The following is a 10,770-nucleotide window of genomic DNA, read 5'->3' on the forward strand; positions in this document are numbered from 1 at the left end:
GATATGAACGGCGCTGAAATTATAATAAAAACAGCACACGCGGCAGGTGTTGAGGTATGTTTTGTCAATGCCGGCACTACAGAGATACCACTCGTTGCCGCCTTCGATTCAGAACCCGGGATTCGGGCCATTCTCGGGGTGTTTGAAGGGGTATGTACCGGAGCAGCCGACGGGTATGGCCGGATGCTGGATAAGCCTGCCATGACGCTCCTTCACCATGGGCCGGGTTTTGCCAACGGCATTGCCAACCTCCACAATGCGAGGCGCGCACAGACGCCTCTGCTCAATATTATAGGTGACCATGCAACCTGGCACCGCCATGCTGATGCGCCATTGACAATGGATATTGAAGCGCTGGCAGGCAGTGTGTCCGGATGGTTTAAAAACTGCAATTCTGTCGAAATGTTATCTCAGGATGTGGCTGACGCTATTGCTGCCACGATGTATGGCCGGATAGCCAGCCTGATTGTGCCCCATGACCTCCAATTGAGTGAGTGGAGAAATGCAAAGGCTGTTTCACCGGAGTTTCCCTATGACCCTGTTGATACAGATACAATCGAAAGAGCAGCCGGTTTTTTACGATCCGGAAAGAAGACGGCTGTTATATTAGGCGGGCGGGCGCTGAGAAGGCGAGGTTTGGAGGCTGCGGGTCATATTAAAGCCGCTACCGGATGTGATCTTTTTGCAGGATCATTCCCCGGTTATATGGAGCGAGGCGCAGGGTTTCCGGATGTGGTACGAATTCCCTATTTTCCCGAAGGGGCAATCGAAATGCTGTCCCGGTATGAAGCGGTAATTCTGGCAGGCGCAAAGGAACCGGTCGCTTTCTTTGGCTATAATGGTGTGCCGAGCTTTATCCTGGGGCATAACCAGGAAAAGGTTTCTATCGGTATGGGTAAAGAGGATGTTGCAGAAGCAATGGAATATCTGGCCGACCTCCTGAGGGCCCCAATAAATACGAAGGCTATGGATGGAATAGTAACAAAATTAAATCGCCCGCCACTCCTTGAGGGTGCATTGACATCTGAAAAGGCGTGCATTATCCTCGCTGCATTACAGCCTGAAGATGCAATTATAGTGGATGAAGGACTTACTTCGACATTGTCGTATTACTCCCTTACGGCAGGTTTGCCTCCCCATAGCATGATGACAATAGCAGGAGGCTCCATTGGCTATGGGATCCCTTGCTCTGTTGGTGCAGCCATTGCCTGCCCGGACAGACCTGTGATCAATCTTCAGGCTGATGGAAGCGCCTTATACACTTTACAGGGCCTCTGGACTGAAGCGCGGGAATCTTTACATGTAACAACGCTCATGTGCTCAAACAGGAGTTATAATATTTTAAAGATGGAACTTGTGCGTGCAGGTATCGAATCACCCGGTAAAAGCATGCAATCGCTTATCGAGCTTGATAATCCGACCATCGACTGGGTAAAAATAGCAGAAGGATTCGGTGTTCCGGCCGTAACTGTCAATACGGCAGAAGGACTGGCAAAAGAGATTGGTAAGGCCTTGGCTGAACCGGGACCTCATTTAATTGAGATGGTTTTGAATAATACTTGATACTTGATACTGGTTCAAACCAATAAAACATGCATTGCTGGATTTTGGAGCATTAAACGATTAACCTCGATGACATCTATAATCAGGAGAAAGCTAACCTTGCTCATCTCGTTAACAACGATCCTGTAGAATTTTTGTACCGGTATAAGGATAACAGGGACAAGGAAATTGTTGGTTTTCTTGCATCCCAGTTTGCTTACGGGAAGATAGATATATTCAAAAAATTTCTTGAGGACCTTTTTGGGCGTATGGGCAGCAGCCCGCACCTCTTTATTATAAAAGGAGACTTTACAATCCTTAAAGGACTTTATTACAGATTTCAAAAGGAAGAGGATATCGTTCTCCTTTTCACAGTTTTAGGAAGGATTATGAATGAGTTCGGCGGTATCGGCAATATGGTGAAATTCTATTATGAAGGAGATGTGAGGAATGCCCTGTGGAGGGCAAGGGAACATCTTTTCGGTAGCAGTGATAAGCTCACATTCTTTTTTCCGAAACCATTACGCTCAAATCCTATGAAGCGATGGAACCTCTATCTCAGATGGATGGTGCGAAAAGATGAGATTGATGCAGGATTATGGGAATTTATAGATAAAAAAGATTTAATCATACCTCTCGATACCCATGTTTTCAAGATAGCCAACTGTATGGGGTGGATAGAGTATAATACCCCTTCATATAAGGCCGCCTCCGAGATCACAAAGACTCTGAAAATGTTTTCTCCTGAAGATCCCCTGAAATACGATTTTTTCCTGTGCCACGGGGTGGGCATAGGTGCCGGATGTACCGGTAAAAGAATGCCTGAATGCGAGAACAAGTGTGTTTTAGTAGCCAGGGATACTCAGTTTAAGTTAAACAAATATGAGGAGTTCATCAAGTGAAATTTAAGATTATCAGTCTTGGCTGCCCTAAAAATCTTACAGAATCGGAATATATTGCCCGGAAATTAGAAAACGCAGGACACGTGTTGACCGAAGAGTGCGATATTGTCATTGTGAATACCTGCGCTTTTATTGCCGATGCAGCGAAAGAGTCTATAGAGACCATACTTGAGGAGGCGTTACACAGTAAAAAGATTGTGGTAACGGGTTGCCTTGTTGAGCGTTACAAAGAAAAACTCCGCGAGTTATTACCGGAGGTTAACCTTTTTATAGGCAGAAATTTTTATACTGAAATCGAAACCATTATTAACGAAACATTCAATCCCCCCCAATTCCCCCCTTTAACAAAGGGGGGCAAGGGGGGATTTTCAGACAAAAAAGGCTTTTTTCTGAGGGAAGGTAAATTTGCGGAAACATTTCCGAGAAAGGTGCTCACCGGTAAGCCTTCAGCTTATCTGAAGATTCAGGAGGGTTGCGATAACAGGTGCAGTTACTGTTCTGTCCCGGATATCAGGGGTGGGCTTAGAAGCAGAACCCTTGAGGATATCAGAAAAGAGTTTGAATGGCTTTTAAAGAGCGGCTTTAGAGAGATCAATATCATAGGCCAGGACATTACTTCTTATGGAAGGCATGACGGCCTTAGTCTTGCACAATTGTTAAGGTATCTCCTTAAAATGGAAGGAGACTTTTTCTTGCGGCTTCTTTACATGCACCCGAAGGGCATAGACAGAGAACTGATAGATCTTATCAGGAGCGAGGAAAGGATTATCAAATATATGGATATACCCATCCAGCACTCTGAAGACAGCATTCTTGGTTTGATGAGAAGGGGTTACAGTAAAGCAGACCTTGAGACCCTCATATATACAATCAGGAGCGCTATGTCTGAAGCGGTATTGAGGACTACTGTCATTGTCGGTTTTCCCGGTGAAACTGACGAAGATTTTGCACATTTATGTGATTTCATAAAGAGATGGGAATTTGATATGCTCGGCGCTTTTATGTATTCAAGGGAAGAAGGCACCCCTGCATTCAAATTGAAGGGGCAGGTGAAGAAAGGCATAAAGCAGTCGAGATACAACAGGATCATGGAGATACAGAAAGAAATATCAAAAAAGAGGATGAAAATTCTTGAAGGAAAATCAGTGAAGGTTATCGTTGAAGGGAAAGGCGAGGGACATATGGTGGGGAGGCTTCTTACACAGGCCCCGGATATTGATGGCATAGCTTTTGTAAGTGGCGATTGCGCCATAGGAGAGATAAGAGACGGTAAAATAGTGAAAACCCTCGATTATGATGTTATAGTAGAAGTGTAAAAAGCACGAACAGCGCTTCGCAGGTCCAAAATAACAGGAGCAAACATATGGAACCGATTAATGAATTAATTGCTGTAAGAATGGAAAAGGAAAAATCGTTGAGGGAGCTTGGCATTGAGACATATCCTCAGGATAACGGGCCCTACATAACCACAGGAGATGTGGAAGAAAAATACAGTTCCTTTTCCCATGATGAACTGGAAAAAACAGAAGAGCATGTCTCTGTAGCGGGAAGGATTATGGCATTCAGGGATTTCGGAAAGAGCTTATTTATCCACATTCAGGACAGAAAAGGAAAAATTCAGGTCTATGCGAGAAAGGATATGCTCAAGTCACCTGAATACAGCATCTTTAAGAAATTTGATATATGTGACATAGTGGGTGTTGAAGGCAGGGTATTCAGGACAAAGACGGGGGAATTGACAATCCTTGCCGGCAACGTAAAGCTTCTCACAAAATCATTGCGTCCCCTCCCCGAGAAGTGGCACGGCCTGAAGGATGTGGAAGAACGGTACAGAAAGCGGTACCTTGACCTTATTGTGAATGAGCGGGTGAAAGATGTTTTTATAAGAAGGGCAAAGATTATCGAATACATCAGAAATTATTTTATAGATAAAGATTTCATTGAAGTAGAAACGCCGATGATGCATGTGATCCCGGGCGGTGCAGTGGCAAAGCCATTCATAACACACCATAATGCCCTGGGAATGGATCTTTACCTCAGGGTAGCCCCCGAGTTATACCTTAAAAGGTTGGTAGTGGGGGGGTTCGAGAGGGTTTTTGAGATAAACCGCAATTTCAGGAATGAAGGTATCTCTGTTCGCCATAATCCTGAATTTACCATGCTTGAATTTTATCAGGCTTACGCAACATTTGAAGACCTCATGGCCTTTACGGAAAATATGGCTTCGTCACTTGTAAAAGAACTTTTTGGTGGTTATAAAGTCACATATAATGGACAGGAAATAGATTTTTCAGTCCCCTGGCGGAGGATTACCATGGAGGAGGCGTTGAGAGAATTAGGCGGTTTTGATCTGACCCAGGTGGGTGGCGATATAGGGAAACTTGCCTCCTATGCAAAGGAACTTGAAATTGAAGGCGCTGAAAAAGAAACGAAGGGGAAGCTTATCACGAAGATATTTGAAGAGCTCTGCGAAAAGCAGTTAATACAGCCTACGTTTATAACCCATTACCCTGTCGAGGTGTCGCCGCTGGCAAAGCGGAGCAAGGATAATCCGGATATTACGGAGAGGTTTGAGCTCTATATCAGCGGAATGGAAATAGCCAACGGGTTTAATGAGTTGAATGACCCTCAGGACCAGAGGGAAAGGTTTGAGGAACAGATAAGGGCAAAGGAAGAGGGCGCCATGATGGACGAAGATTATATAACGGCCCTCGAATATGGACTTCCGCCGACTGCAGGCGAAGGCATTGGGATTGACCGGTTAACAATGCTCCTTACAGACAGCCCCTCCATCCGTGAGGTAATCCTTTTTCCACTGCTGAGACCATGAGAAAGCTAAAACATGAACTACGAAACTAACATAGGGCTTCGCTATCTCCGCTCAAAACGAAAAGAGGCCTTTATATCCTTTACTACCTGGATAGCGGTAGTTGGCATCGCGATAGGGGTTATGGCGTTGATTATTGTTATTGCCGTCATGACAGGGTTCCAGAATGAGATACGGGAGCGTATACTCGGTATTAACCCTCATGTTCTCGTATTAAGTATCGAGGGAGATGTAAAAGCGCCGGGAGATCTTGTCAATACAATAAAACAGGTTGATGGCGTGACCCATGCCTTTCCCTTCATTACCTTTCAGGCTATGGTGCAAAGCGGCAGGCAATTATCCGGTGTAGCTGTAAAAGGTTTGAACGCAGAAGATATTAAATTTATGGAAAAACTTCTCAAAGAAGGCAGCATCAGTGCCTTGGAGAAAAAGGGCAATATACTTATCGGTAAGGAATTGGCAAAACACATGGGCCTTCTTCCGGGAGATGCCTTCACGATAATGGTCCCTTTTGGCGGCTATTCCCCCATGGGCGCCATGCCCGAGACTGTACGGGTCAAGGTTGGCGGGATATTTGAAACGGGCATGTATGAGATTGACAACACCCTCATCATCATGTCCCTCAAGGATGTGGAAAGTATCATGGGCATCGGCGCCACCGGCATAGAGGTAAAGTTAAAGGACGCCTATAAGGCCAATGATGTGCGAAAAGAGATATTGAATAGGCTGGGGCGCAACTATTTTGCAAGGACATGGATCGAGATGAACAAAAACCTCTTTTCGGCGTTAAAACTCGAAAAGGTTGCCATGTTCATCATACTCGCCCTTATTATTTTTGTGGCGAGTTTCAACATCATAAGTTCTCTCATCATGACGGTCATGGAGAAGAAAAAGGACATTGCAATTCTGAAGGCCATGGGGGCAAAGAAGAAGAGCATCATGAAAATATTCATGGTGGAAGGTGTGACGATAGGAGTTTTTGGCGCCCTGATCGGCTCAATAAGCGGCTACGGCATATGTGAGATTATAAGGAGATACAAGATTATAAAGTTGCCGGAAGACATATACTACATCAGTAGTTTACCTGTCAAAATAAGCCTCTTTGATGTTGCACTCGTTGCATCTGTTACCATGCTGATATGTATCCTTGCAACGCTCTACCCTTCATATAAGGCTTCAAAAATCGACCCTGTGGAGACATTGCGGTATGAGTGAGACGGTTTTAAGGGTATCAGGACTGAAAAAGAGCTTTAACAAGAACAATGTGGAGCTCAATATATTGAAGGGGCTCGATATTGATATTTATGAAGCTGATTTTATCACCATTATGGGGCCCTCAGGCGCCGGCAAAAGCACATTTCTCCATATCCTTGGAACGTTGGATACTGCAACTGAAGGTGAAATATTTTTCAGAGGCAGGAATATCAACGGATTTACCGAAGATGAAGCGAGCAAGTTCCGGAACGAAAAGGTGGGTTTTGTCTTCCAGTTTTACCATCTTTTGCAGGATTTTACCGTTATTGAAAATATTACCATACCACTCCTGATAAAAGGGGTTGGCAGTATCGAAGCTATTGCAAAGGCGGAAACCTTTCTGGAGATTATGGGCCTGAAGGATAGGAGAAATCATAGACCCGGAGAACTTTCCGGTGGGGAGCAGCAAAGGGTGGCCATCGCACGGGCATTAGTGAATGAGCCGGAGATTATCCTTGCCGATGAGCCCACAGGAAACCTCGACAGAAAGACGGGTAAAGAGGTGCTTAATTATATCCTTTCCATAAATGAACGTATATCCTCAACCCTTATACTCGTGACGCATGATCCTGAAATAGGTCTGTTGGGGAAAAGAAGGTTCAATATGGTTGATGGGGAGCTCTTCTCGTTAGAGTAATTAACCCGGATTTTCCATTAAGATACGTATCGGTGTCGGACCATCCCTCTCAAACACGCTCATTTCGCTCCAGCGGCTTCAATCGCTCGCGTTCGGCTTCGAAACTTTTGCTTGACAGCAAAAGACCAAGCTTCCTCGCCTCTCGACGGTTTGCTCCGGGATACCCCGACACCGCTTCCAATGACATATCCGGGATAAAGTGATTAAGTGATTGAGTAATTGAGTGATTAAGGAAACGCAATAAACGCAATAAACTCAAGAAACCCAACAAACGCTTATCTCGCCGCGTTATATTCCCCCCTGTCGAGACACCCATCGCCATTTTTGTCGTATTTTTTGAATTGTTCCATGGTCAGGCCCGGGATAATGGCGCTCAATTCTGCAGGGCTGATCCTGCCATCTGCATTATGGTCCACATCATTAAATACAGTGCTGTTTGTCCGTTCTTTCACGCGTACAGGGCCTCCCTTCTTTGAAACGGAGGCTGTTCTTTTTTGCTGAGAGGGCCCCGTCGGCATTACCGGAATTTTTCCCGTGAACCTCGATATGATGGCGCCATCGCCGGTATATCCGACCGAAATTGGATCGCCCGTTTTAATCTGGTCGAGGCTTTTGTAGCCTATCAATCTTGGATTGGCCACATCAAATGTGACCACTATTCCTTTGTTTCTGACGGATATTATTTTATCTGTGGTGTCAACCTTGACGACTTTACCAACGAAATCCCCCTTAGTTCTTACCCTCATCCTTATCTTTGGAGGGTTTTCGGATGATTTTTCCTTAGTAAAGCCTGTCGACACCAGGGTAATACAGGCTATGATACTGATGATTATTATTAAGGTTTTCTTCATGTATATTTCCTTTTTCATAAAATTGTCTGTCAAGACACCTTCAATTGATTACGTTGTGTTATATAAAGAGGACATATAACATGTCAAGACCTTTACATATCGAGGAGGTTTTTTTGGTTGTAAATTCTTTCTTGTTGTAGGAAAATGGAAGTTGATAATGCAATAAACATTATGGAGGTTTCGTCATGGCAGAAACGGATATCAAAATTGAAGGTATGAGTTGCCAGCACTGTGTAATGGCTGTGAAGAAGGCCATTGGAGGGTTGAAAGGTATTGAGAATGCTGATGTAGCTATAGGAAGTGCAGCAATAAAATATGATGAATCGAAGGTTAAAAAGGAAGAAATTGAGGCGGCCATAGAAAAGACCGGGTTTAAAGTAAGCCGCGGCTTTAAGTGAGCATAGCAATATAGCTGCAGGTACTGTGCAGCCCCGGCAAAACAATAATTTATGTCAAACAAATCAATCATTGAAATACTGGAAGAGATTGGTACGCTTCTTGAGATAAAGGATGATAATCCATTTAAAACAAGGGCTTACTATAATGCTGCGAAAACGCTTTCCGGAATAGATAACCTTGAAGAGATAATAAAAAGCAAAAGACTCAGGGAGATAAAAGGGATCGGAGAAGCGCTTTCAAAGAAGATTGAGGAATACAGCGAAACAGGAAGGATGGAATACTATGAGGATTTGAAAAAAGAAATCCCCCCGTCACTCCTGGAACTTACGGGCATACCGAATCTGGGTCCAAAAAAGATTAAGGTGTTATATGATGAACTCGGAATTACCAATGTGGGCGAGCTTGAATATGCCTGCAAGGAGAACCGTCTCATTGTCCTTCCCGGTTTTGGGGAAAAGACCCAGGAGAAAATATTAAAGGGTATTGAATTTGTCAAAAGGCATCAGGGCGAGTTTTTATTTGGTGATGTTTATCCGGCGGCGGAGAACATCAGAGATAAATTCACAACCATAGTGAAGCCGCAATTCGTAGAGGTATGCGGCAGTATTCGACGCAGGAAAGAAATTGCGAAGGATATTGATATCCTCGTGGGCGGGGAAGATCATGAACGTATTTCATCATATTTTATATCAATGCCTGAGGTAAGCGAAGTATTGCTGAAAGGCGATACAAAGACATCGTGCCGTCTGCAGTCCGGCGTAGAGGTTGATTTAAGGGTGGTAAGCGAATCTGAATTTCCGTTTGCCCTTATGTATTTTACGGGAAGCAAAGAACACAACGTGAGGCTTCGGGGTATTGCGAAGAAAAAGGGATGGAAGCTGAGCGAGTACGGTCTTTTCGAGGAAGAGAAACCCATACCATTGAAGAACGAAGAAGAGATTTATCGGGCGCTGGGCCTTGCGTATATCCCGCCTGAATTAAGGGAGGATATGGGCGAGATAGAAGCAGCAGAAAACGGGAGGCTCCCTGACCTGGTGACACTTGAGGATATAAAAGGCACATTTCACATTCACACTGAATTCAGCGATGGGGTTGATTCGATTGAGAAGATGGCCGATACCGCAAAAAAGATGGGTCTTTCGTATATCGGCATTTCAGACCACAGCAAGAGCGCCTACTATGCTGGGGGACTCAAGGTGGATGAGGTTTTAAGACAATGGGAAATTATTGACAGATTGAACGGGAAGGATAGGGATTTTTACATATTCAAAGGCATCGAAAGCGACATTCAACCGGACGGGAGCCTTGATTACGAAGAGGAAGTTCTGAAGGGCTTTGATTTTATCATTGCCTCCATTCATTCTAACTTCAATCTTAAAAGGGCTGACCAGGAAAAGAGGATATTGAGGGCGCTTGAGAATCCCTATACCACAATGCTTGGACACCCGACGGGACGCCTCCTGCTTTCAAGAGATGGATACGATGTAGATATGAGAACCATCATAGACGGGGCGGCGGAATACAATGTTATTATTGAGCTGAATGCAAGCCCGTACAGGTTCGACATAGACTGGAGATACATGAAGTACACAAAGGAGAAAGGCGTCATGATTTCAATCAATCCGGATGCCCACGCAACTGGCGGTCTTGCTGAGATATTCTACGGTATCGGGATTGCGAGAAAGGGATGGCAGGAAAAGAAAGATATACTCAATACGCGAACTGCCTCAGAAATAAAGGATATATTCAAAAATAGAAAGATCGGCATATTTCATAAATCTAAATAATCTCTACCAGTTATACGTCAATTTGTCAAATGTCAACGATTTGTTGCCCAAATCGGTTTGGCGCCGGAACACTGTTTTGCTCTCTGCTCCCTGCGCTTTCTTACCCATGCATCGATTCGCTTCCATTCAATTTTCAAACTTGACCTGGTCTTCGAACATGAAAATTGGCCTAAACGCGACCTGGTCGCAGGCTCATTTCAGCTCATCGGCTGGGTACCCAAGAAATGCTCGAAGTCGCGACTCGCAAAAAGTTCTTCCGGCTTGCTATCTCGAATGTACCCAATGATTGTTTGGGCAACAGGCCGTCAGTGTCTGACCCTCCTGTTTTTCCCGTAACTCGTAATTGGTTTGACTAATCACGCTCTACACACTCCGCTCCTTCCACCTTCCACCTTTCACCTTTCACTTTTTTCACACCTGAGGTGGCTTTTTCTTCTCCGGCGCAGGTTCCGGGGCAATCGGTATCCGCAGTTCCACTAAAGCACAGAAAACATGCAGCTCATCAAGAAGCGTTACAAGGTCGGGCTTTGTGTATTTTGCAATACCCATTTCAATGCGTGATTCAAAGGAT

General features: G+C 44.6%; 9 protein-coding genes. 8 read left to right on the forward strand and 1 reads right to left on the reverse strand.

The genetic code is table 11. The features are described from left to right. The first annotated feature begins 3 nt into the window (after positions 1 to 3). The 6 genes from NTX75_08620 to NTX75_08645 all read left to right on the forward strand — a co-directional run bounded on the left by NTX75_08620 (position 4) and on the right by NTX75_08645 (position 7,162). Positions 4 to 1,563: an acetolactate synthase large subunit gene (locus tag NTX75_08620; GenBank protein ID MCX5816290.1), complete on the forward strand. Its 1,560-nt coding sequence runs from the start codon at positions 4 to 6 to the stop codon at positions 1,561 to 1,563. Between the two features lie 74 nt (positions 1,564 to 1,637). Next, the gene (locus NTX75_08625) at positions 1,638 to 2,444 is read left to right on the forward strand and encodes a TIGR02757 family protein (protein ID MCX5816291.1); all 807 of its coding nucleotides are present in this window, start codon (positions 1,638 to 1,640) and stop codon (positions 2,442 to 2,444) included. Further along, complete coding sequence (gene rimO, locus NTX75_08630) at positions 2,441 to 3,760, forward strand: 30S ribosomal protein S12 methylthiotransferase RimO (protein MCX5816292.1); 1,320 nt, start codon at positions 2,441 to 2,443, stop codon at positions 3,758 to 3,760. The genes NTX75_08625 and rimO overlap by 4 nt, the downstream gene beginning before the upstream one ends. Before the next feature lie 47 nt (positions 3,761 to 3,807). Continuing rightward, entirely contained in the window at positions 3,808 to 5,274 is a 1,467-nt protein-coding gene (lysS, locus tag NTX75_08635) for a lysine--tRNA ligase (protein ID MCX5816293.1), read from the forward strand. A gap of 12 nt (positions 5,275 to 5,286) precedes the next feature. Beyond that, positions 5,287 to 6,486 (forward strand): lipoprotein-releasing ABC transporter permease subunit, encoded by a 1,200-nt coding sequence (locus tag NTX75_08640; protein ID MCX5816294.1) that lies wholly within the window; start codon positions 5,287 to 5,289, stop codon positions 6,484 to 6,486. Next, positions 6,479 to 7,162 carry an ABC transporter ATP-binding protein gene (locus tag NTX75_08645; protein MCX5816295.1) on the forward strand — a complete coding sequence of 228 codons (684 nt, stop codon included), beginning with the start codon at positions 6,479 to 6,481 and terminating at the stop codon, positions 7,160 to 7,162. Before NTX75_08640 ends, NTX75_08645 begins: the two co-directional genes overlap by 8 nt. A 275-nt stretch (positions 7,163 to 7,437) precedes the next feature. On the opposite strand, the gene NTX75_08650 is transcribed toward NTX75_08645, so the two are convergent. Beyond that, positions 7,438 to 8,013 (reverse strand): EF-hand domain-containing protein, encoded by a 576-nt coding sequence (locus NTX75_08650; protein ID MCX5816296.1) that lies wholly within the window; start codon positions 8,011 to 8,013, stop codon positions 7,438 to 7,440. Positions 8,014 to 8,198: 185 nt separating this feature from the next. Between NTX75_08650 and NTX75_08655 the strand changes: the two genes are divergently transcribed. Both NTX75_08655 and polX read left to right on the forward strand, forming a co-directional pair. Then, positions 8,199 to 8,411 (forward strand): cation transporter, encoded by a 213-nt coding sequence (locus NTX75_08655; protein MCX5816297.1) that lies wholly within the window; start codon positions 8,199 to 8,201, stop codon positions 8,409 to 8,411. Positions 8,412 to 8,462: 51 nt separating this feature from the next. Continuing rightward, positions 8,463 to 10,199 carry a DNA polymerase/3'-5' exonuclease PolX gene (gene polX, locus NTX75_08660; GenBank protein MCX5816298.1) on the forward strand — a complete coding sequence of 579 codons (1,737 nt, stop codon included), beginning with the start codon at positions 8,463 to 8,465 and terminating at the stop codon, positions 10,197 to 10,199. The last annotated feature ends 571 nt before the right edge of the window (positions 10,200 to 10,770 follow it).

The sequence above is a fragment of the Pseudomonadota bacterium genome, from assembly GCA_026388315.1.
Taxonomy (GTDB): domain Bacteria; phylum Desulfobacterota; class Syntrophorhabdia; order Syntrophorhabdales; family Syntrophorhabdaceae; genus MWEV01.

Excerpts from the sequence above, each read along its gene's own strand:
- NTX75_08620 (MCX5816290.1), top strand. The coding sequence starts at position 4 with ATGAACGGCGCTGAAATTATAATAAAAACAGCACACGCGGCAGGTGTT.
- lysS (MCX5816293.1), top strand. The coding sequence starts at position 3,808 with ATGGAACCGATTAATGAATTAATTGCTGTAAGAATGGAAAAGGAAAAA.
- NTX75_08640 (MCX5816294.1), top strand. The coding sequence starts at position 5,287 with ATGAACTACGAAACTAACATAGGGCTTCGCTATCTCCGCTCAAAACGA.
- NTX75_08645 (MCX5816295.1), top strand. The coding sequence starts at position 6,479 with ATGAGTGAGACGGTTTTAAGGGTATCAGGACTGAAAAAGAGCTTTAAC.
- NTX75_08650 (MCX5816296.1), bottom strand. The coding sequence starts at position 8,013 with ATGAAGAAAACCTTAATAATAATCATCAGTATCATAGCCTGTATTACC.
- NTX75_08655 (MCX5816297.1), top strand. The coding sequence starts at position 8,199 with ATGGCAGAAACGGATATCAAAATTGAAGGTATGAGTTGCCAGCACTGT.
- polX (MCX5816298.1), top strand. The coding sequence starts at position 8,463 with ATGTCAAACAAATCAATCATTGAAATACTGGAAGAGATTGGTACGCTT.